This is a genomic window from Escherichia sp. E13S3 (assembly GCF_004212325.1).
Taxonomy (GTDB): domain Bacteria; phylum Pseudomonadota; class Gammaproteobacteria; order Enterobacterales; family Enterobacteriaceae; genus Escherichia.
On the sequence record NZ_RHJR01000018.1, the window covers coordinates 122,934 to 143,058 of the forward strand.

Below are 20,125 nucleotides of genomic sequence, written 5' to 3' on the forward strand. Positions count from 1 at the left end.
CTTAATTATGAGTGGTCATTAAAGGCATCCTTAATCCACTCAACCTCATTCCCGGTGAAGGCTACCACATCGAACCGGCAATCCACAGTATCAAAACTCCCATTATGACGCGCGAGCCACAAGCGGGCAGTCTGTAATAATTTGTGTTGTTTGCTGCGGGTCACACTGGCTACCGCGCCGCCGTATAGGGCAGAGCGGCGGTAGCGCACTTCGACAAAAACGGTGGTCTGGCCTTCACGCATTATCAGATCGATCTCGCCGCCACGCTCGTTCACGTTAGCGGCGATAAACCGCAGTCCTTTGCCTTCCAGCCAGCGACGCGCTTGTACTTCCCACGCATCGCCGGTCTGTTTAGTGGTTAACTGGCGGGGACTACCTGACCTTGTTGGTACTGTAGCCATGATAACTTCCTGTTAATCACGCAATCCGGGTTAGCCGTCAGACCTCCGGTATTACCGTTGATTTCAAAACCCTGAACCTGGCGCATTTGTGAGAAATGATTTGCCAGCGACCATGCATCAACACCCATTGCATACATGCGAGCCAGCGAATAATCGTTATTCACCGCGCTTAGTGCCTGCTGCATTAACGGCAGATTACCGCCTGCCAGCATCGGGATCTCGCTGTACTGTAATCCTTCCATCTCAAGTCGGAAATCAGGGCCAGCGGAGCCTTGTGCGCTGCGGGAACTGGCGTACAGCGTTGCGCCGCTATGACTGCCGTTACGCATGGCGATCATCGGTTTGACGAAAGCGATTTCGCCCGGCGTTGCCACAATATAGACCGCGTCGACACGACCACCGTTATTAGTGAACTGGTCATCGGTTGGTGTGGTTTGCAGCGTCGGATTGTTTGTGGTCATGCCGGAATCGGTTGTCGCTCTGGGGGTAATCGGGCTACCCGTTAAGGCGATGCCGGAGCCGCCGTTCACGCCCGCGCGTAATTCGCTGATGGAACCCAATTTTTGTTGCAGAACGGTGCCGCCACCCAATTTCTGCCACTCTTGCGCGAAGGCGTTTGCTACGCGGTCGCCAAGCGAACTGCGCGGGATCAGTACCAGCGGCGCCTGTTTCCCCTGGTCACGAATATGACGTGCCGCATCGCGTGCTTCATCTTCCGGCGATAGCGCGAAGTAACAGATATTAGCGCGGTTTTCGATATTTTCCGGCTGATTCAGCGCCAGTACGTTCAGTGGCGTGTTGCTCTTCAGCAACTCCTCAACGTTATTTTTCAGCAGCGGACCGACCACAATGCTCGCGCCGTCCTGCTGAACCTGGCTTAAGATCTGGCTAAGCGGTTGTGATGAGGTATCGTAGATTTTCAGTTCTGCGGCTGGATTCGCTGGCGTGCTTACCGCCGCAGTACTTGCCGCAGGGGCGCTTACAGGCACCGGCTGCGCTGCGGTTTCTTCACCCGTTAGATCGCTAACCGAGGCTTGTGCCGGGCTGGCAACGCCATCCACGGTTTGTGGCTGGGGTTGTTCTGCTACGTCAGCGGCAGGTGCGGCAGCTACCTGAGCCGCCACTGGCTGAGTGCCAATGTTTTTCGCCGCTTCAAAGCCTTGCTGAATTGTGCGACCAAATACCGCAGCCTGACCATTCAACGGCAGCAGCAGGGCGATTTTATTGGTTGACGCTGGTTTGAACGCTTTTACGTTTACCAACTGTGTTGGCAGCATTTTCGCGCCCGGGTTGTTCGGATAACGTTTTTGCCAGTCGGCGATCCCGGCTTTCATCATGTTGGGATCGTTACGGTTATCAAACCAGACGCGTTGCAGATCCAGCCAGCCTTGCAGGATATTTTCGTCGGCGTTAATCACCAGCGTATTCGCCTGCTGTTGGGTCATGGACGATAGCGCCTGCCAGGTAGCGTCAATATTCTGTTGCTTTTCCTTCGCGCCGAGCAGAGGTTCCTGGGCGACTAACGCACGCAGTAATTCAATGGAAGGACGTCCCTGGCTGGCATCGATTTTCGCCTGCCAGTAGCGCGCTTGCTGGTTTTGTTCTAAATCGGTCGGCGTGATTTTTGCCAACAAGGTCTGTGCACCAGTAAAATCTTTTTGCGCCAGCTTGATTTCTACCGCCAGCAGCGTTTTCTCGCGACGCTGGGTATCGTTTAGTTCTTGCGGTAGCTGATTAAACAATTCCACCGCTTGCCCGGTTTTGCCTTCTTTCACCAGTGCACGAATGGCGAGTAATTGCCAGTTGATCCTGGTATCATCAGAGCTTTGCTGCATCTGCTGAAGATAAAAGGCAGAATCGGCCTGCGCCGTCCCCTGCATGTAGGCAGTGGACTGATCGGGGGTATGGGTGCCACAACCGGCGAAAATCAGGGCTGCCAGAACAACAGGCAGACAACGCGCGGCTTTCAAACGAGAAAATGTTGAGGGTACCATAATGTATCCAGTGATATTTTTTTTACGCAATGCTCAATATTAAATCGGCAATACGGACGACACAATGAAACAACACCAATCGGCGGATAATTCTCAAGGCCAGCTCTATATTGTACCTACGCCAATCGGTAATCTGGCGGATATTACCCAGCGTGCGCTTGAGGTATTGCAGGCCGTTGATCTGATTGCTGCCGAGGATACCCGTCATACCGGTTTACTGCTGCAACATTTTGGCATAAACGCCCGGTTGTTCGCGCTTCATGACCATAATGAACAACAAAAAGCCGAAACGCTGCTGGCGAAGCTGCAAGAGGGGCAAAACATTGCGCTGGTGTCCGATGCCGGGACGCCGCTAATTAACGATCCTGGCTACCATCTGGTGCGTACCTGCCGTGAAGCGGGGATTCGCGTGGTGCCGCTACCCGGACCGTGTGCTGCCATCACTGCGTTAAGCGCCGCGGGTTTACCATCCGATCGTTTTTGTTATGAAGGCTTCCTGCCTGCCAAATCAAAAGGCCGCCGCGATGCGTTGAAAGCCATTGAAGCGGAACCACGTACGCTGATTTTTTATGAATCGACCCACCGTCTGCTAGATAGCCTTGAAGATATCGTTGCGGTATTAGGCGAATCGCGCTACGTGGTGCTGGCACGTGAGCTCACCAAAACCTGGGAAACCATTCACGGCGCGCCCGTTGGCGAGCTGCTGGCGTGGGTAAAGGAAGATGAAAACCGCCGCAAAGGCGAAATGGTGCTGATTGTCGAAGGCCATAAGGCGCAGGAAGACGACTTACCCGCAGATGCGCTGCGCACGCTGGCGCTGTTACAGGCCGAGCTTCCGCTGAAGAAAGCGGCGGCGCTGGCGGCAGAAATTCACGGCGTGAAGAAAAATGCGCTGTATAAGTATGCGCTGGAGCAACAGGGGGAGTGATATCTCTCCGTGGCCCCGTTTGAAGAACCCAGGGGCCACTTGCTAAACAATCAGTCTTTTTAGTGAGCCGAACAGATCGATGCCGATAGCATTTGCATAGCTAAAAACAACATCTAATGTTGGTGAACTTTCTCCTTTTTCAAATTTACTCACCGCTTGTCGGGTAACACCAAGTTGCTTCGCCACTGCGGTTTGGCTCAGATTGAGGGCTTTGCGTTTTTCCACGAGTTGGGAAAGAACCGCTTTGCGTTGTACAACAACATCAAGAGCATTAGCGGTTGCTTCGTCCTTAAGTAATTCTGTTTTCACGTCTTCCCAGTGATGTAACTCGTTATTTTTCTTCATTTCTATTTCTCCTGGAGGCTTGCTTTGTTTGTCGAAAGTAAGGCCTTATAACGTGCTAAACCTAACTCGATGTTGGCTTTAGGCGTTTTGTTCGTTTTTTTAGCAAAGATATGTGTGATGACCCATAGCCCTTGATGAAAGTGAAAATAAAAACCCCTTAACCAATGGCTCTGACTATGTGTTTTAATTTCATACATATCCCCTTGAACTTTTTCGGTATTCACCAGGGAAGAGCAGGGACCTAACTCTTCGAAATCGTCAATAGCAGCAATGAATTCCGCTCGATCGATTGCACTAAGATCAAACAATTCCTTTCTGGCCACACTTAACAGCATGACTGGAAAATTTTTATCACGTTTTTTGTTAGTCTGATTTTTCACCATCTTTTTGTCAACCTTTAGGTTTACATTGTGATGGCATAATAACGGAGGACGTTCATACTGAACCGGAACGAAGTGCTCAAAACTCATGAGCACTTTTCTTATTTTGCCGGGCAAAGGGGGATGTTAACGACGACACATCTCATCAATCACGCATGTGAAATGGTTATGCAGCCATAAAAACGAAGCTGGGATAGCGGTGGAGACTTTAGCCGTGAGAAAACGCGCTGTTGCATCCTGCTTTCCTTCGCCAGTCACCAGTAGCAAAACTTCGCGGGCATTGAGAATATCCTTCAGTCCTAAGGTGATCCCCCGGGTTACGGGGCGACCCGCGGTTATTAACATTTCATGTTGCTGCGTTCTGGCATCAAGTTGGCTGATATGGCAGGCCGGTTGCAGGCTTTCTCCCGGTTCGTTCAGCCCCAGATGACCGTTTTTCCCCAGTCCAAGTACGCACAAATCGATACCACCTTTAAGCGCAATCAGGTTTGTCACCCGCTCACACTCCGTCTCGTTAATATCTTCAGAGCGAAAGCTGATGAGCTGGTCTTCACGTAGCCCCAGCGGCTGCACGATATGTTGCTGAAGGAAGGTTTCGCAGGTGCCGGGCAGGGTTAATGGCAGATCCACCCATTCGTCGAGCTTGACGAAGGTAAGTTGGCTGACATCAACGTGCTGCTGGTGGATTTTTTCCACCAGATAATAATACGTCAGTAATGGCGTGGCTCCGGTCGCCAGGCAGATCACGGCGTTCGGTTTACTACAAATCACACCTAATAAATATTCGCTGGCGCGTTCACTTAACGCCGTATAGTTTTCAACTTGCTGAAGGATTTGCACAGGATGAAATTCCTTAAGTAAAGAGGCTCCGTCAGGTGCGATGCTCAGACCGATGGCAAACGCAAAATTGCCTGATGCGCTACGCTTATCAGGCCTACATCGTTTCTGCAATATATTGAATTTGCATGATTTTGTAGACCGGATAAGGCGGTAACGCCGCATCCGGCATGAACAAAGCGATTTTTGTTAACAATCTGAGGCACCGCCAGACGCAGTGCCTCGTTTTATTTATAAAATGCCGAAGGCGGAACAAACGATGGAAAGCACAAAAGTCACGCCGATTAACAGCACCGGATGCGCTTTTTTCACCCGCAGGAAGTAATACATCAGCAGGGTATAAGCCATCGGCAAAATATTCGGGAAGACTTTATCGAAGAAATCCTGTTGCAGGGTGACGCTGTGGGTACTGTCGATAGCAAACGACGTCACCACGTTAATATGCACATATGAAGCGATCAGCCCGCCGATTACCGTGATCCCGAGGATGGTTGCCGAACGGGCGATCATCTGCGAGTTTTCTCTAACTTTATCGATAGCCTTTACGCCGACCGAATAACCAACGTGGGTCCAGCCGACGCGGAGGAAAAAGATAATCAGGTACACGGCGAAGAACAGAATCGGCCCCAGCAGGTTTCCCTGGCTGGCAAATGATGAGCAAATTCCCGCCATAATCGGCAACAAAGTGAACCAGAAAATCGCATCGCCAATCCCGGCGATTGGGCCAAACAGCGCCACTTTCAGACCTTTAATGGTGTCGCGGTTTTCCCCTTTCTCTTCCATCGAAATTAACAATCCCATCAGGAATCCGACCAGATTCGGGTGGGTATTAATAAATTCGAGATTATCTTTCATCGCCGCGCTTAGGCCCGGTTTGTCGTCCTTATAAATCTTTTTCAGGAGCGGCAACATCGCCCAGGTAAAACCGCCCGCCTGCATCCTTTCGTAGTTAAAGCTCGCTTGCAGGAGTGACGAACGAAACCCCAGACGGGTGATATCTTTTTTACTGATTTCAGATCCCATTGCTGTAGTCCTCTTCTTCATTTTTACTGGCAACGGGCTGCGGTTGCGCTTGCTGCCGGGATTTCGCATTGAAAAACTCATACACCGCAAAGCCTGCGCCCAGCACGGCAACCGGCAACAGGTTGCTGACCTGGATGTAGCAAACAAACAGGAAACCAGCGATCAGGTAAGGGATATATTGCGCTTTGAACATCACGCGCAGCAGCAGACCAAAACCAACGGCAGGTAGAATGCCGCCAGCCACTTCAAAGCCGTGGGTCAGCCAGGCGGGCATCGCCTTCACCAGCGCCTGCATCGCGCCCTGCGCCAGGTAAGTACAGAGGAAAGCAATTACCGCATACGCTAAAGCGACAATCAGCATCGTTGTCCAGTTAAGTCGGGAAAACGCTGCTGTATCCGCCTCTTTCGCGCATTTATCGGCTTTGGTCATAAATAATGAGAATGCCGAATAGAAGAACAGAATGACGTACTGCATTAACAAACTAAACGGCAGGCCAAGACCAATTGCCGTTTTGGCATCAACGCCCGTAGACCACGCAATGACAGTGGTCATCAGACCCGCCATAATCGGGTTGGGCGGCTGAACACCACCGGCAGGGGTTAATCCGGCGAAAGCCAGCTCTGTCAGACCACCGGTAATTAAACCGGTCTGAATATCACCGAGAATAGCGCCAGTGAGGGTACAAACGATTATCGGGCGGAATAAAAATAAGGCTTCCAGCCAAAAATCAATCCCCAGAACGAAAACTAACGCCGCCAGGGATAATCCCTGAATTAGGGTTATTTCATGCATTTTTATTACCTCAAACCAATATTAAGGCGATTTTAGATTTAGTCAGGGATTTGTTCTTTTTGATCGCCGGGGACGTCCTGGATAAAAACATTTACGCCGCGTTGTTTAATAAAATGTAAGTCCGTGAGATCTTGAGAATCGACATACACTTTACTGCTGATTTGCTTTTTCCCTTCCGAGAAATGCATATTACCGACGTTGACATCTTTCAGGTCAATACCACCTTCTACCAATTTACGTACCGTTTGTGGCGTACGGCAAATCAGGAAGATCTTCTGATGCGGCGCAGCTTTGCCGATGACGTTAATGGTTTTTTCGATAGTAAAGAAACGAATGCCAAAGCCGTAGGTTTCTGCGGTAATACCCATTAATTTCTGTTGAATATCATCGTTCGCGACGACATCATCCACGACCACCAGCAGATTCGCACCGATAGTGGATGTCCAGGTCACGCCAACCTGGCCATGAACCAGACGGTTATCAATACGGGTTAAGAGAATATTTGGACTGCTCATTGTGTAATCCTCACCATAAAAGTTGAATAATATAATTTTTTAAATATATTATTATTGAGACATTGTACTGATGTATTTATTAATGTTTGGTTATCTCCTTTGCCATTAATGCACTACCCGATATTAATCGGCTAGTGCATTCTGAAAAATCGTATAAAATTAATGATTACGCGGAAATTCGATTCGCTGAACCACAGACATTAATTTTATTTCTGACGACTTCTTTCATCGCATCCATACCGACGCGCATATAATAACGAGGATCATTACCCTGCGGATTTTCCGCGAACCAGGCTTTTACCGCACCTGCGAAGGCAATTTTCAATTCCGTGGCAACGTTCACTTTTGTTACACCAAGCTCAATAGTGCGACGGACAAATTCATCCGGGACATCGCTGGCACCATGCAGCACCAGAGGAACATCCACCACTTCACGAATTTCCGCCAGCCGCTGGAAATCAATCTCCGGCGTTTTGCTGTATAAGCCGTGCGCCGTACCAATCGCTACCGCCAGGCTGTCGACGCCAGTCAGTTCGACAAAGCGTTTAGCTTCTTGTGGATCGGTCAGGAATGCACTTTCGGCGTCGACGCTCATATCATCTTCAACACCGCCCAGACGGCCCAGTTCTGCCTCCACGCTGCAATCCTGCGAGTGGCAGAAGTCGACAACCGATTTCACCAGCTTCACGTTCTCGGCAAACGGGAAGTGACTGCCGTCGATCATCGCACTGCGTACGCCTGCGTGGACTTTTCGGCGAATATCATCGAGTGATTCGTGGTGGTCGAGATGCAGCGCCAGCGGCATGTTGTAGGTTGTGGAATAGGCGCTACACAGAGCGTAAATCTCTTCAAGCGCAATATGTTTAAAGGTCCCCGGCGTCCCGGCGAGGATCACTGGCGATCGCATTTCGCTACATACTTCGAGGATCGCCTGGATCGTCTCGGCGTTATGAATGTTAAAGGCTGGCACCGCGTAGCCATTGGCCTGGGCGTCCTGTAACAGATATTTGGTGGAGATAATGCTCATAATGCGATCCTCTTATGCCTGCCACGGATGAATGATTACGCCTTGCACCACGCGGTTTACGGTGCCACTGGCTGATGGGGTATCCGGCGTATTGCCCATGTGCAACGACTGCATGAGTGCAAACGTCTGGGCGTACATCAGGAAGCAAAATGCCTGTTCAACGTCGATAAAGTGACGGGATGGCGGCAGGATGATATGCGGGCCAGCGGCGATAACGTCGGTGCTTTCCGCGGCGATGGCGATTACGCGCATTGCCTGGTTGTCACGGCGGAGTTCTGCCAGCAGATCAAGATCATACTGACGGGTGTAAGGGTGGCTGGAGACAAACACCACCACCAACGTTTCGTTATCGACCAGCGATTTCGGGCCATGACGGAATCCGGTCGGGGAATCATAAAAGGCCGCCAGTTTACCCGCCGTCAGTTCCAGCACTTTCAGCGCCGACTCGCGTGCTGCGCCCTGTAAGCCACCGCTGCCGAGATAAACGATCCGTTTCCACGGTGCGTAACCAAACACACCTTCGCTGAAATCACCCAGTGAGGTCAGGATCGCCTGGCAACGATCCGCCACATCGCGGAAGCTCTGGCTGTTGATCGTCTCAGGTGCGAAAACCGCGAGGCAGCTGGCCATCATGGTGGTAATGCTGCTGGTCATCGCAAAGCCGCGATCGTGCGTTTCTGCGGGCATCAGCAGGGCAAACGCGTTGTCGCTGTTGATCGCGTTTTGGTAAAGATCGCCCGCTTCGTTGCAGGTGATCGGCAGGTGATAGCACTCGGGTACAAACTGATTCGCCAGCTCCACGGCGGCAACGCTTTCCGGGCTGTTGCCGGAACGCCCGAAGGAGATCAACAGCAGCGGATGAGCTGGGTTCAGGTAGTCCATCGGATTAGTGACCAGATCGGTGGTCGGTACAGCGCTGAAGTTTCTGCCGGTATGGCTGGCAAGCCACGGCGCGATGATGTCACCGATAAATGCCGATGTTCCGGCTCCGGTCAGGATTACCCGCAGATCCTCTTTGCGCAATAACGGTTCAAGGAAGTTATTGAGCGCGGAACGTAGCGCGTCGATGTTGGTGAGTGAACGGATCCATGCGCGAGGCTGATGACGGATCTCTTCTTCAGTCCATGTGCCGGTGGTCGCGGCAGCAGGGGTGTAATTTTCTGGCATAACTCAATCCTTAGTCTGATGAACTTGACTTCCGGCGTGGTAGCTTTCGCTTGCCTTTCGTTTCATTTCACTTAGTGATTTCTTTCGTTGATTAAAATCTATAGAAAAGAAACTGAAAGTTCAATGGAGAGAAAGGAAATAAAACGAAATCTGTGATCGTTGAAAGAAAAGATAAGGGAAGCAAAAGGGATTTCCGGATGCGGCGTAAACGCTTTATCCGGCCTTACGGTCACCAACTGTAGGTCGGATAAGACGCGTCAGCGTCGCATCCGACACCACTGCTCAGATCAAAACGAAAGAAAAAGAAAGGCCTTACGGGGGAAGTGAAGGCCCAACAACGGAGCAAACAATTAAAACGAAGCTAATTGACCCTGAACCCAAATTTGTTGCACATGCAGCCCGCTATCCAGCGCAACGACGCTGGCGCGTTTGCCCGGTTTAAGCGATCCCAGAACACCATCAACACCCAGCATTCGCGCCGGATGCAGCGACGCCATATGGATCGCTTCCGCAGGCGTTACGCCCGTCAGCTCGACCATGTTGCGCACTGCCGCATCGACAGACAGCGTACTACCCGCCAGCCCACCGGACGCGGTACGGACAACGCCACCGCGCATCTGCACATCTTCACCACATAACGTATAACGACCATCCGGCATCCCGGCTGCCTGCATCGCGTCGGTGATCAGTACGATTCTCTCTTTCGCACAGCAACAACACAGCGACATCGCCGCCGGATGCACATGATGCCCATCGGCTATCAGTTCCAGCCAGGCGCGCTTGTCCGTTAATCCCGCGCCAACCATTCCCGGTTCGCGGTGATGTAAACCTGTCATCCCGTTATAGCAATGCACCAGGCCGTCGGCACCAGCATCAAACGCGGCACGGGTTTGTTGCCAGGTCGCCGCGCTATGCCCCAGCATCACCCGTACGTTTTGCTGTTTAAGATGGCGGATGGCCTGCAATGCCCCTTCTTTTTCTGGTGCCAGCGCTACCACGCGCAAGGTGTGCTGAGAAACGGCAATCAATTGATCCAGCTCGGCAATTTCCAGCTCGCGGAACAGCTCCGGCGGATGTGCGCCTTTATTCTGCGGCGTGAAGTACGGTCCTTCGAGATAACTCCCCAGCACTTGCGCACCAGGTCCGCCGCGTTGGCAACGTTGAGCAATACGTTTCAGCGCCGCATGAATGGCATTAATCGGCGCGGTTACGGTAGTCGGCAACCAACTGCCGACACCTTCGCGCGCTTTGTGCATTGCCAGTTTGTCGAGCACATCCGGCGCGTCATCCATTACATCAACGCCCGCACCACCGTGTACATGAGTGTCGATGTAAGCAGGGCAGAGCAGTTCCGCATCGCGTTCAGTCACGCCCACTGGAATCGGTTCGATTGCTGCGATTACATCGTCAGCAATACGCAACTGATGGTCATCGAGCCATCCTTCTTCAGTCAGCAGCCTTCTGGCGCGCAGAACGTGTGTCATATTCCTTCCTCGACCGGACATTCCTCATGGCAGCGGCCTAACTCGTCCACCAGACTGGTCAGCCCACGATGTCCACACTCCAGCGCCTGCACACGGAATTCTTCACCGCTTAACCCTTCGCGCTCCAGCACCATCTCCAGTAGCAGTTGCAAATTGGTGCCGGTGATCACTTCACAGCCCGGTTTTTGCATCGCCAGCGTTGAAGCTACGCGAAACGGCGTGCCGCCCAGCAAATCCGTCAGAAAAACAATGCCGTCTTCACAATCCAGTTGGGCAATGGCCTCTTCAAGCTGAGATGTAAGCAGCGCGGTGCTTGAGGTTTCGGGAAAATCGATGGCAATAAACTGTGATTGCTCGCCGAGGATTTGCTTCATTGCTTTTTCCATGCCGCTGGCAAATCCGCCATGCCCTGTCAAAATAATACTTAACATCTAATACCTCATTGTATTTAAAGGAAATGACAGAATTTACCGACGATGCCGAGAACCACGGTCACCGCAATCAGGCGCAGCGGACTCCAGCCGCGGCGTACCAGCCAGAACATGGTCAGGGTGTAGACCAGTGGTAAGAAGGCAGGCATCAGTTTGTCGATAACATCAGCCTGTAACTTAACCACTGCGTCGCCCGCCGTGATTTCCAGCGTGGTACTTAAGCGAACATAGGTTGCCACCAGCGCACCGATTACCGTCATCCCAACGATAGACGCAGCATGGCCGACTTTTTTGGTATTCGCTTTAATGAGTGGAATCGCCGCCACGCCCATTCGATACGCGTAATGCGCAAGACCAAAACGCAAACCAAGATGCACCACGTTGAACAGCACAATAAAGACGACTGCGCCGAGAATAGAGCCTTGTAGCGCGAGGCTTGCACCTATCCCGCCACAAATCGGCAGTAGCGTTAGCCAGAACATCGCATCGCCAATCCCGCCGAGCGGCGCACCGACGGCAATTTTGGTGCTCTGAATACTGTTTACATCCTGCTTAGAACGCTCCATCGCAAGGATAATGCCGATAACAAACGTCACCAGAAACGGATGGGTATTGAAGAAACCCATATGCCCCTTCATGGCGCGCGCCAGGTCGCGTTTATTAGTGTGGATCTTTTTCAGAGCAGGCAGCAGACCGTACAACCAGCCGGAAGCCTGCATACGTTCGTAGTTAAAAGACGCTTGTAACAGCATGGAACGCCAGGCGACGCGATTGATATCTTTTTTCGTCAGCTCCGCGCCAATGCTCTGATCTTCATACACGTTTTCATTGACGCCAGTCAGCAATGTTTCTTCGTTTTCACTGACGTTCGGCAGGGTGGTTTGATTAGATGCCATCTTCAAATTCCTCTTTCTGTGCCGCAGGTTGAGTCGGTTCAGGAGATTTACGCAGCAGATCGATCAGCGCCATCGCCAGCGCGGCGGCAGCAATAGCCAGCACCGGTAACTTGAGCCAGGCTGCGGCAACAAAGCCCAGGATGAAGTAGGGGATGTAGACGTTTTTCATCATGATTTTCAGCAGCACGGCGAAACCGATTGCTGGCATGATGCCGCCCGCGACGCCGAGGCCGTCGATTAATCGTTGCGGCAGGACATCAATGATGGTTTTTGCATGTTCCGCGCCGAAGTAGATAGGCAGGAAAGCGCAGAGAAAATAGAAAGTGCCGAGTGCCAGCAGCGCCAGATAGTTCACGCGTTCAATGCCGCGTGTATCGGCGTTCTCCGCCATTCGGTCACAGCGAGACATCACGCCAGACATCACCGAGAACAGGAAGGTAATCCCCATCTGTACTGCGACAGCGAAAGGTACGGCGACGCCGACCGCGACATCGGGTTTCACGCCAGTGGTAATGGCAAACGCTGTGCCGACGATAGTACCGATAATCACGTTAGGCGGCTGTGCGCCCGCCAGCGGGGCCAGTCCCATCCACACCAGTTCCAGCGTACCGCCGGTTAAAATACCGGTATGCAGATCGCCAAGTACCAGCCCGACCAACGGGCCGAGAACCACCGGGCGGTGCATATGGGTTAAGCCGTTAAACATATCCAGGCCAGCGATAAAGGCGATAATGCCCAACGCAAATGCCTGTAACAGACTGATTTCCATGATGAATCCCTCAAAGTAATTTAAAGAGGTCCACAGCAGGCTCTGTCGGGACGCCCTGAACGAAGCATTCCACCCCAGCGGCTTTCAGGTCGTTAAATGCTGCGATATCGCCCGCATCCACAGAAACCGTTTTGGCGATTTGCTGCTTGCCATTGGCGTAGTGCATATTGCCAACGTTAATGCGGCTAACCGGGACGCCACCTTTCACCAGCGTCAGGAAATCGGCGGGTGTTTTACAAACCAGCAGGATTTTCTGCCGATCGGCGGCGCGATGAATGTTGTCGATAACTTTTTGCAGCGACCAGAAACGTACGGCGATCCCTTCTGCCAGTACCATTTCCATCAGGTTTTGTTGTACCGGATCTTCGGCAACCTCATCGTTGGCTACCAGCACCAGATTTGCCCCCGCAAATCCGACCCACTGAACGCCGACCTGACCGTGAATCAAGCGTTCATCAATCCGGCTTAAAACAATATTTGGCATAGCGTGTTCCTCTTTGTTTTGCTTATTGGCCTTCACAGGCTGTGTGGTACTGCGCCAGGATGTCCTGAATATGGTTGATAATGAGTTCCCGTGGCGTTGGCTGCAGCTCGCCGGCGCGAACTTTCATGTACTGCAGCGGCAGATACTGGCTGATGAGCGGTAGCGGAATTGGTGAATCCGCCAGATTACGAACCAGATGGGCGAAAGCGTCATCAATCTGGCTGTCCGGCCAGTAGTAACGCACGCGATCCGAGTAGCTATAACCACGCGCCAGACGACGCGCGTTGCCGTCACCGTGGTAGTGGCTTTGCCAGTATTCCGGGCGGTCGAGCATCACGTTTTCCAGTACCTGACGCAGACCGGAACAGGCTTTCGCTGGCACCAGTTCTTCTTCAATCGCCGCCAGAGAGAACAGAGCTTCACGCAGGGCGAAGGTCAGCGCAGGGCCAACTTTCAGAATGGCAAAATGGTCAATAACCAACTGACGTAACGATTGCGGCGTTTGATAATCCGTAGAGTGAGCTTCGAAAATCAGCGTTTCGTCGTTTTCGACCATTTGGCTTAAGGCGGTCGCTTTGGCGGGCTGATAATCAATAACATTGGTGTGATCGAATTCGACGCCAGGCTGAACTACCAGCGCAATGATGCGTGGCCAGATGGCATTCAGACCTTGCTTTTCAAAAGCGTGACGATGGGCTTCCAGCGTGGCGCGGGCGGCATCCGGCGTGGTGACTGCCAGTTCGCTTAAGGTTTCATGTGCGCCGCCAGGCACCGGAACTTCGGTGCCTATGACATACACCAGATCGGCCTCGCCAAAATGTTCACGGCAGGTTTCTTCCGCCACTTTCGCCAGACGAGCGGCGCGTTCGGCAACGATGCCATCGGTTAAGGGAACCGGATCGTCCTGACAGGACATGCTGCAATCAAGGTGAATTTTTTTGAATCCTGCCGCGACGTAGCTTTTAATCAAATCATCGGCATTGGCCATCGCCTGAGCGGCAGGCAGGTTTTGCCAGCGGTTTGGCCCCAGATGGTCGCCACCCAGAATCAACGCGTCCTGTGGGAAATTCAGCGAGTCAGCAAGCTGGCAAACAAAGCCGCGAAAATCGGCTGGCGTCATTCCGGTATAACCGCCGAACTGGTCCACCTGATTGGACGTCGCTTCAATCAGTAGCGGCGTTTGGTTTGCACAGGCGTAGCGGATTGCAGCTTCCAGCACCAGCGGATGTGCGGAACAAACGGCGTAAATCCCATTTGTTTTGCCCTCTTTATGCTGTCTCACCATTTCTGTCAGATGTTTCACTTTCCTCTCTAGTTCAGATTACTGCAACTTTAATCTTTCGTTTTGTTTCAATTGATACTGCGACATGGTGAGATAAAAATAAAACGAAAGATAATGGTTTTCTGATCTGATTCACAAAAGAAACATAATGAAAGCCACTGAAACGAGCGTAGCTTGCGTCAATGGGCAAGGTGGGCTTGCATTTGCATAATAGAAAGGCGTTAATAGGCAAAACGAAATGAAACGAAAGTTTTACGAAAGGACTTACTATGAGTAATACCGACGCTTCAGGCGAGAAGCGAGTGACAGGCACCAGTGAGCGACGAGAGCAGATCATTCAACGCCTGCGCCAGCAAGGAAGTGTGCAAGTTAATGATCTATCGGCATTGTATGGTGTATCTACTGTGACGATCCGTAACGATCTGGCGTTTCTGGAAAAGCAGGGGATCGCTGTGCGGGCCTATGGGGGCGCGTTGATCTGCGATAGCACGACGCCGTCAGTCGAGCCATCAGTGGAAGATAAAAGCGCGCTCAACACGGCGATGAAACGCAGCGTTGCGAAAGCTGCCGTTGAGTTGATTCAGCCAGGTCATCGGGTGATCCTCGACTCCGGGACCACCACTTTTGAGATTGCTCGTCTGATGCGCAAGCACACTGACGTAATTGCGATGACCAACGGTATGAACGTGGCCAATGCTTTACTGGAAGCGGAAGGCGTTGAGCTGCTGATGACCGGCGGGCATTTGCGCCGTCAATCGCAATCTTTTTACGGCGATCAGGCTGAACAATCGCTGCAAAATTACCACTTCGATATGCTGTTTCTTGGCGTAGATGCTATTGATCTGGAGCGTGGCGTTAGCACGCATAATGAAGATGAAGCTCGTTTAAACCGTCGGATGTGCGAAGTTGCGGAACGGATCATCGTAGTCACCGATTCCAGTAAGTTCAACCGCTCCAGCCTACATAAGATCATCGATACCCAGCGGATCGACATGATCATTGTTGATGAAGGCATTCCTGCGGATAGTCTGGAAGGGCTGCGAAAGGCAGGGGTTGAAGTGATTCTGGTCGGGGAGTGAGAAAGGGTGCCCGCTGGTCAACACCAATGCGTTCGGCGGGCATTGTGAACACTATCAATGCTTTTCTTCTGTCTCTTGGGTGAGGGTTTCCCAGTCGGCAGGAGGATGTCCTCTTTTTAACATTTTGCTGAATACGGTATAGGCATCTGTTTTTTTACCGTAGGAGCGCAGCGTGTTTTCATCGTTCATCCATCCCAGAATGATGACTTTCTCTTTTTCGCTGTAACGAAAGAAGAGACGATAACGACCAGCGCCAAATTTTACCCGTGACCAGTCTTTATTTTTCCCAGAGCCTAACGACTTACCATGACGGAATGCCGGCGATGATGGATTGACCGTGATATGCTCCTCAATCACTTTATGGACTACCGCCAATAACTTTGTGGCGGCTTTTTTCTGATAATTTTCAGGCTCTTTCCCCTTTAATGTCTCGACTTCGGCAACTAAAGCGTCGTAGGTTTCCTGAAAGCAGGGATGAGCATATAGCGCCCAACCATTAACCCTTTGTGGAAAATCCATTATTCGTCGTCGCCAATCTCATCATCAATGTTGACGTCCATGCCAGCGACAAGTTTCTTTCCTTGTTGAATGTTGAATGGACGAGTTTTTTGCGGGTTGTTCTGGATATCTGCATCCAGAAAACGCAAAAATGCATTCATAGTATGATCCTCCTGTTCATCTCCCAGTCGGCACATAAATACTTGCCCACCAGGCAGAATTTCGTAATGAATGCTGTCCTGGCCTGGCTTCAGTTTTAAGGCCTCACGCACTGGCGCGGGGATAGTTGTTTGTCCGCGTATCGTGACCTTTGATTCAGTGGTCAGTACAGCGTTAGAGCGAGCATTAGCGGGCATTGTTCACTGTCCTTTTACAGCCTGTTTTCTGCTCAAATTATAAGCTTGAACTAAGGTAATGCAAATGCATTATTAATGGGTGTGGGGACTTTAAACAATAAAAACATGGCACTAAGGCCATGTTTTGCGAGGTGCGTTCCAAAAGAAATCAGGTCACCGGTGCCGGGTTAAACACCGCCAGCTGGTTATGCAATCCCCATTGATCCGAGAAGGTTTTCTTCTTCCCGCTGGCGACGTCGAGAATAAAGTGGAACAGCTTCCAGCCCACCTCTTCAATGGTTTCTTCGCCGGTGGCGATGGTGCCTGCGTTGATATCCATTAAGTCAAACCAACGGTTTGCCAGCTCGGTGCGGGTCGCCATTTTAATGACGGGTACCGCCATCAGGCCGTATGGTGTACCACGGCCGGTCGTAAACACTTGCACGGTGATACCCGAAGCCACCTGTTGCGTGCCACAGACAAAATCGCTGGCTGGCGTCGCGGCGTAAATTAATCCGCGTTTAGTCGGGCGTTGACCGGGCGACAGCACTTCAACAATTGCGCTTTTACCCGATTTAGCAATGGAGCCGAGTGCCTTCTCTACCACGTTTGCCAGACCGCCTTTCTTGTTGCCCGGCGAAGGGTTGGCGCTGCGGTCGGTTTTTCCCATATTGAGATAGTTATCGTACCACTCCATCTCTTCCAGCAGCCGTTTGCCGACCTCTTCGTTAATGGCGCGCGGTGTCAGCAGATGGATCGCGTCACGCACTTCCGTTACTTCTGAAAACATCACCGTTGCACCGCAGCGCACCAGTAAATCAGACGCATATCCAACCGCCGGGTTTGCCGTTACGCCAGAAAATGCATCGCTGCCGCCGCATTGCATGCCGACAACCAGTTCTGAAGCCGGGCAGGTTTCTCGCTGACGTTGATTCAGTTTTTGTAGATGGCGTTCGGCGACCTGCAAAATATCCTCGACCATGGACTGAAAACCGACATGCTTTTCATCCTGCAAGCTGACAATGCTGGCGCTTTCTACTGGAATAGCTTGCACATCATCCGTTCCAATCAGCAGGCGTTCAGGCTGTAACTTTTCACAGCCCAGGCCAATCACCATCACCTCGCCGCCAAAATTTGGATTGAGCGAAATATTGTGAATGGTACGTATTGGCACTACAGCCGCCGGAGCATTAATCGCCACGCCACAACCGTACAGGTGATTCAGCCCCACCACGCCATCGACGTTCGGGTATTTTGGCAGCAGATCGCGCTCAATGATTTTTACTACGTAATCCACCACGCCTGCCACACAGTGGACGCTGGTGGTAATGCCGAGCAGGTTTTTGGTACCCACGCTACCATCAGCATTGCGATAGCCCTCAAAGGTATAACCTTCCAGCGGCGGTAAGGGTTCCGGGACTTTGGTTGCCAGTGGTAGCGTGTGTAACGGCGGCGCTTCCGGTAGTACTACCATTGATTCGTCGATCCAGCTTCCGCGTGGGATTGCGCGCACGGCGTAACCAATCACTTCGCCATAACGAATAATTTCACCATTAGCCGGAATGTCCAGCAATGCGACTTTATGCCCCTGAGGAATATGTTCAATTAATTCCAGTCCGTCCGGAAAACGCGTTCCTGCTTTCAGGCCATTATCATTAACAATAATTGCCACATTATCTGTGTCGTGAACTTTTATATAGAACGCAGTTGGCGTTTCTTGTCTGATTTCGATGTTGGCCATTGTGCAATATTCTCCAGCCAGGGACTATTAAAATGAGGACCTGGTCTCATTTAAAAATAAATGACTTCATTGGGTGAAATAAGAATGTCAGGAGTTTAAACGCAGAAATGTGATCAATGTCAATCATTTCAGGGATTGCAGTACCGCCCGGCAAGGCAATGCGTAAATCTGTGCTTTAGCGCGCAACCTTATGTGCATATGCTCAAAATAATATTTAAATCGTATTAATTAAATTAGCATTTGCACAATGATTATTATTCTCGCGCTGCTTATACTGATTCCCGAGTTCATTGTCATTACGGCATAAATGAAACTCATAAATAACATCTTCCCCATAATAATAAAAATCAGCATAAGTACCCGAGGTAAATAAAATGATTCTGGACACCGTTGACGAAAAAAAGAAAGGCGTGCATACCCGCTATTTAATATTACTGATTATTTTTATTGTTACCGCCGTTAACTACGCCGATCGTGCAACGCTGTCTATTGCTGGTACCGAAGTGGCAAAAGAGTTGCAGTTAAGTGCGGTTTCGATGGGTTACATCTTCTCTGCTTTTGGCTGGGCCTACCTGCTGATGCAAATCCCCGGCGGCTGGTTGCTTGATAAGTTTGGCTCGAAGAAAGTTTATACTTACAGCCTCTTTTTCTGGTCGTTGTTCACCTTCCTGCAAGGCTTTGTCGATATGTTCCCGCTGGCCTGGGCAGGGATCTCCATGTTCTTTATGCGCTTTATGCTGGGGTTTTCGGAAGCGCCGTCATTCCCGGCGAACGCCCGTATTGTCGCGGCCTGGTTCCCGACGAAAGAACGTGGTACTGCCTCCGCCATCTTTAACTCGGCGCAATATTTCTCGCTGGCGCTCTTCTCACCGCTGCTTGGCTGGCTGACTTTTGCCTGGGGCTGGGAGCACGTCTTTACCGTTATGGGAGTGATTGGCTTTGTGCTGACGGCGCTGTGGATCAAGTTGATTCATAACCCGACAGATCATCCACGCATGTCCGCGGAAGAGTTGAAGTTTATCTCTGAAAATGGCGCGGTGGTTGATATGGACCATAAAAAGCCGGGCTGTGCAGTGGCAAGCGGTCCCAAACTGCATTACATCAAGCAATTGCTCTCCAGTCGCATGATGCTGGGTGTATTTTTCGGACAATATTTTATCAACACCATCACCTGGTTCTTCCTTACCTGGTTCCCGATTTATCTGGTGCAGGAAAAAGGTATGTCGATTCTGAAGGTAGGCCTGGTCGCCTCGATTCCGGCACTGTGTGGTTTTGCTGGAGGCGTGCTCGGTGGTGTCTTCTCGGATTATCTGATCAAACGCGGTTTGTCACTGACCCTGGCTCGTAAGCTACCGATTGTACTGGGAATGTTGCTGGCTTCCACCATCATCTTATGTAACTACACCAACAACACCACGCTGGTGGTCATGCTGATGGCGCTGGCCTTCTTTGGCAAAGGATTTGGTGCGCTGGGCTGGCCGGTGATTTCTGACACCGCGCCGAAAGAGATTGTTGGTCTCTGCGGCGGCGTCTTTAACGTCTTTGGCAATGTTGCCTCCATTGTCACTCCACTGGTGATTGGCTACCTGGTAAGTGAACTGCACTCCTTCAATGCAGCACTGGTCTTCGTGGGATGTTCGGCGCTGATGGCGATGGTCTGCTACCTCTTCGTGGTTGGCGACATTAAACGTATGGAATTGCAGAAATAAGCACAGG

22 protein-coding genes are annotated in these 20,125 nt (G+C 51.3%); 3 read left to right on the forward strand and 19 right to left on the reverse strand.

All coding sequences use genetic code 11. From position 1 onward, the window contains the following. Positions 1-5: 5 nt before the first annotated feature. Positions 6-401, reverse strand: a complete 396-nt coding sequence (locus D9597_RS18210) for a YraN family protein (RefSeq protein ID WP_130204624.1) — start codon at positions 399-401, stop codon at positions 6-8. Next, positions 359-2,395 (reverse strand): penicillin-binding protein activator LpoA, encoded by a 2,037-nt coding sequence (gene lpoA, locus D9597_RS18215; protein ID WP_130223812.1) that lies wholly within the window; start codon positions 2,393-2,395, stop codon positions 359-361. The genes D9597_RS18210 and lpoA overlap by 43 nt, the downstream gene beginning before the upstream one ends. Before the next feature lie 64 nt (positions 2,396-2,459). On the opposite strand from lpoA, the gene rsmI reads away from it, so the two are divergent. Further along, the gene (gene rsmI, locus D9597_RS18220) at positions 2,460-3,323 is read left to right on the forward strand and encodes a 16S rRNA (cytidine(1402)-2'-O)-methyltransferase (protein WP_000809258.1); all 864 of its coding nucleotides are present in this window, start codon (positions 2,460-2,462) and stop codon (positions 3,321-3,323) included. A gap of 42 nt (positions 3,324-3,365) precedes the next feature. Here the strand turns inward: rsmI and D9597_RS18225 are convergent, their stop codons facing one another. From D9597_RS18225 to kbaZ, 14 genes are all read right to left on the reverse strand, one after another. Continuing rightward, positions 3,366-3,668 carry a helix-turn-helix transcriptional regulator gene (locus D9597_RS18225; RefSeq protein ID WP_032281646.1) on the reverse strand — a complete coding sequence of 101 codons (303 nt, stop codon included), beginning with the start codon at positions 3,666-3,668 and terminating at the stop codon, positions 3,366-3,368. A gap of 2 nt (positions 3,669-3,670) precedes the next feature. Further along, on the reverse strand, positions 3,671-4,138 hold the full coding sequence (locus tag D9597_RS18230) for a type II toxin-antitoxin system RelE/ParE family toxin (protein ID WP_240780233.1): 468 nt from the start codon (positions 4,136-4,138) through the stop codon (positions 3,671-3,673). 36 nt (positions 4,139-4,174) lie between these two features. After that, entirely contained in the window at positions 4,175-4,942 is a 768-nt protein-coding gene (locus D9597_RS18235; RefSeq protein WP_130224065.1) for a galactosamine-6-phosphate isomerase, read from the reverse strand. A 174-nt stretch (positions 4,943-5,116) separates the two neighbouring features. Then, the gene (gene agaD, locus D9597_RS18240) at positions 5,117-5,908 is read right to left on the reverse strand and encodes a PTS galactosamine transporter subunit IID (protein WP_130223814.1); all 792 of its coding nucleotides are present in this window, start codon (positions 5,906-5,908) and stop codon (positions 5,117-5,119) included. Beyond that, positions 5,898-6,701 carry a PTS galactosamine transporter subunit IIC gene (gene agaC, locus D9597_RS18245; protein WP_130204632.1) on the reverse strand — a complete coding sequence of 268 codons (804 nt, stop codon included), beginning with the start codon at positions 6,699-6,701 and terminating at the stop codon, positions 5,898-5,900. Before agaC ends, agaD begins: the two co-directional genes overlap by 11 nt. A gap of 38 nt (positions 6,702-6,739) precedes the next feature. Continuing rightward, entirely contained in the window at positions 6,740-7,216 is a 477-nt protein-coding gene (gene agaB / locus D9597_RS18250) for a PTS galactosamine transporter subunit IIB (protein WP_130219231.1), read from the reverse strand. Positions 7,217-7,382: 166 nt separating this feature from the next. Beyond that, positions 7,383-8,243 carry a tagatose-bisphosphate aldolase subunit KbaY gene (kbaY, locus tag D9597_RS18255; RefSeq protein ID WP_130223816.1) on the reverse strand — a complete coding sequence of 287 codons (861 nt, stop codon included), beginning with the start codon at positions 8,241-8,243 and terminating at the stop codon, positions 7,383-7,385. A gap of 12 nt (positions 8,244-8,255) precedes the next feature. Further along, entirely contained in the window at positions 8,256-9,410 is a 1,155-nt protein-coding gene (locus tag D9597_RS18260; RefSeq protein ID WP_130223818.1) for an AgaS family sugar isomerase, read from the reverse strand. A 350-nt stretch (positions 9,411-9,760) separates the two neighbouring features. Further along, entirely contained in the window at positions 9,761-10,894 is a 1,134-nt protein-coding gene (gene nagA / locus D9597_RS18265; RefSeq protein ID WP_130223820.1) for an N-acetylglucosamine-6-phosphate deacetylase, read from the reverse strand. Then, positions 10,891-11,325: a PTS galactosamine/N-acetylgalactosamine transporter subunit IIA gene (gene agaF, locus D9597_RS18270; RefSeq protein WP_000948824.1), complete on the reverse strand. Its 435-nt coding sequence runs from the start codon at positions 11,323-11,325 to the stop codon at positions 10,891-10,893. The genes nagA and agaF overlap by 4 nt, the downstream gene beginning before the upstream one ends. Before the next feature lie 17 nt (positions 11,326-11,342). After that, positions 11,343-12,221, reverse strand: a complete 879-nt coding sequence (agaE, locus tag D9597_RS18275) for a PTS N-acetylgalactosamine transporter subunit IID (RefSeq protein ID WP_001295548.1) — start codon at positions 12,219-12,221, stop codon at positions 11,343-11,345. After that, positions 12,211-12,990 carry a PTS N-acetylgalactosamine transporter subunit IIC gene (gene agaW / locus D9597_RS18280; protein WP_000406214.1) on the reverse strand — a complete coding sequence of 260 codons (780 nt, stop codon included), beginning with the start codon at positions 12,988-12,990 and terminating at the stop codon, positions 12,211-12,213. The genes agaE and agaW overlap by 11 nt, the downstream gene beginning before the upstream one ends. Before the next feature lie 10 nt (positions 12,991-13,000). Next, positions 13,001-13,474 (reverse strand): PTS N-acetylgalactosamine transporter subunit IIB, encoded by a 474-nt coding sequence (agaV, locus tag D9597_RS18285; RefSeq protein ID WP_002461030.1) that lies wholly within the window; start codon positions 13,472-13,474, stop codon positions 13,001-13,003. Positions 13,475-13,496: 22 nt separating this feature from the next. Next, entirely contained in the window at positions 13,497-14,777 is a 1,281-nt protein-coding gene (gene kbaZ, locus D9597_RS18290; RefSeq protein ID WP_130223822.1) for a tagatose-bisphosphate aldolase subunit KbaZ, read from the reverse strand. A gap of 248 nt (positions 14,778-15,025) precedes the next feature. Between kbaZ and agaR the strand changes: the two genes are divergently transcribed. Beyond that, positions 15,026-15,835, forward strand: coding sequence for an aga operon transcriptional regulator AgaR (gene agaR, locus D9597_RS18295; protein WP_000072187.1), 810 nt, complete (start codon positions 15,026-15,028; stop codon positions 15,833-15,835). A 54-nt stretch (positions 15,836-15,889) separates the two neighbouring features. Here the strand turns inward: agaR and yhaV are convergent, their stop codons facing one another. The 3 genes from yhaV to garD form a co-directional block, all read right to left on the reverse strand. After that, entirely contained in the window at positions 15,890-16,354 is a 465-nt protein-coding gene (gene yhaV, locus D9597_RS18300) for a type II toxin-antitoxin system ribonuclease toxin YhaV (RefSeq protein WP_130223824.1), read from the reverse strand. Beyond that, positions 16,354-16,689, reverse strand: coding sequence for a type II toxin-antitoxin system antitoxin PrlF (gene prlF / locus D9597_RS18305; RefSeq protein WP_130223826.1), 336 nt, complete (start codon positions 16,687-16,689; stop codon positions 16,354-16,356). The genes yhaV and prlF overlap by 1 nt, the downstream gene beginning before the upstream one ends. 148 nt (positions 16,690-16,837) lie before the next feature. After that, positions 16,838-18,409 carry a galactarate dehydratase gene (gene garD / locus D9597_RS18310; RefSeq protein WP_130223828.1) on the reverse strand — a complete coding sequence of 524 codons (1,572 nt, stop codon included), beginning with the start codon at positions 18,407-18,409 and terminating at the stop codon, positions 16,838-16,840. A gap of 374 nt (positions 18,410-18,783) precedes the next feature. Here garD and garP point away from each other — a divergent pair, with 374 nt between their 5' ends. Next, on the forward strand, positions 18,784-20,118 hold the full coding sequence (garP, locus tag D9597_RS18315) for a galactarate/glucarate/glycerate transporter GarP (RefSeq protein ID WP_130223830.1): 1,335 nt from the start codon (positions 18,784-18,786) through the stop codon (positions 20,116-20,118). Positions 20,119-20,125: the final 7 nt, after the last annotated feature.

What these genes read in the sequence shown, in the direction of transcription:
- garP (WP_130223830.1), top strand. Translation starts at nt 18,784, where the DNA reads ATGATTCTGGACACCGTTGACGAAAAAAAGAAAGGCGTGCATACCCGC.
- D9597_RS18225 (WP_032281646.1), bottom strand. Translation starts at nt 3,668, where the DNA reads ATGAAGAAAAATAACGAGTTACATCACTGGGAAGACGTGAAAACAGAA.
- agaF (WP_000948824.1), bottom strand. Translation starts at nt 11,325, where the DNA reads ATGTTAAGTATTATTTTGACAGGGCATGGCGGATTTGCCAGCGGCATG.
- nagA (WP_130223820.1), bottom strand. Translation starts at nt 10,894, where the DNA reads ATGACACACGTTCTGCGCGCCAGAAGGCTGCTGACTGAAGAAGGATGG.
- D9597_RS18210 (WP_130204624.1), bottom strand. Translation starts at nt 401, where the DNA reads ATGGCTACAGTACCAACAAGGTCAGGTAGTCCCCGCCAGTTAACCACT.
- agaC (WP_130204632.1), bottom strand. Translation starts at nt 6,701, where the DNA reads ATGCATGAAATAACCCTAATTCAGGGATTATCCCTGGCGGCGTTAGTT.
- agaB (WP_130219231.1), bottom strand. Translation starts at nt 7,216, where the DNA reads ATGAGCAGTCCAAATATTCTCTTAACCCGTATTGATAACCGTCTGGTT.
- agaD (WP_130223814.1), bottom strand. Translation starts at nt 5,908, where the DNA reads ATGGGATCTGAAATCAGTAAAAAAGATATCACCCGTCTGGGGTTTCGT.
- kbaY (WP_130223816.1), bottom strand. Translation starts at nt 8,243, where the DNA reads ATGAGCATTATCTCCACCAAATATCTGTTACAGGACGCCCAGGCCAAT.
- D9597_RS18230 (WP_240780233.1), bottom strand. Translation starts at nt 4,138, where the DNA reads ATGAGTTTTGAGCACTTCGTTCCGGTTCAGTATGAACGTCCTCCGTTA.
- prlF (WP_130223826.1), bottom strand. Translation starts at nt 16,689, where the DNA reads ATGCCCGCTAATGCTCGCTCTAACGCTGTACTGACCACTGAATCAAAG.
- agaV (WP_002461030.1), bottom strand. Translation starts at nt 13,474, where the DNA reads ATGCCAAATATTGTTTTAAGCCGGATTGATGAACGCTTGATTCACGGT.
- agaE (WP_001295548.1), bottom strand. Translation starts at nt 12,221, where the DNA reads ATGGCATCTAATCAAACCACCCTGCCGAACGTCAGTGAAAACGAAGAA.
- agaW (WP_000406214.1), bottom strand. Translation starts at nt 12,990, where the DNA reads ATGGAAATCAGTCTGTTACAGGCATTTGCGTTGGGCATTATCGCCTTT.
- agaR (WP_000072187.1), top strand. Translation starts at nt 15,026, where the DNA reads ATGAGTAATACCGACGCTTCAGGCGAGAAGCGAGTGACAGGCACCAGT.
- D9597_RS18260 (WP_130223818.1), bottom strand. Translation starts at nt 9,410, where the DNA reads ATGCCAGAAAATTACACCCCTGCTGCCGCGACCACCGGCACATGGACT.
- yhaV (WP_130223824.1), bottom strand. Translation starts at nt 16,354, where the DNA reads ATGGATTTTCCACAAAGGGTTAATGGTTGGGCGCTATATGCTCATCCC.
- rsmI (WP_000809258.1), top strand. Translation starts at nt 2,460, where the DNA reads ATGAAACAACACCAATCGGCGGATAATTCTCAAGGCCAGCTCTATATT.
- garD (WP_130223828.1), bottom strand. Translation starts at nt 18,409, where the DNA reads ATGGCCAACATCGAAATCAGACAAGAAACGCCAACTGCGTTCTATATA.
- lpoA (WP_130223812.1), bottom strand. Translation starts at nt 2,395, where the DNA reads ATGGTACCCTCAACATTTTCTCGTTTGAAAGCCGCGCGTTGTCTGCCT.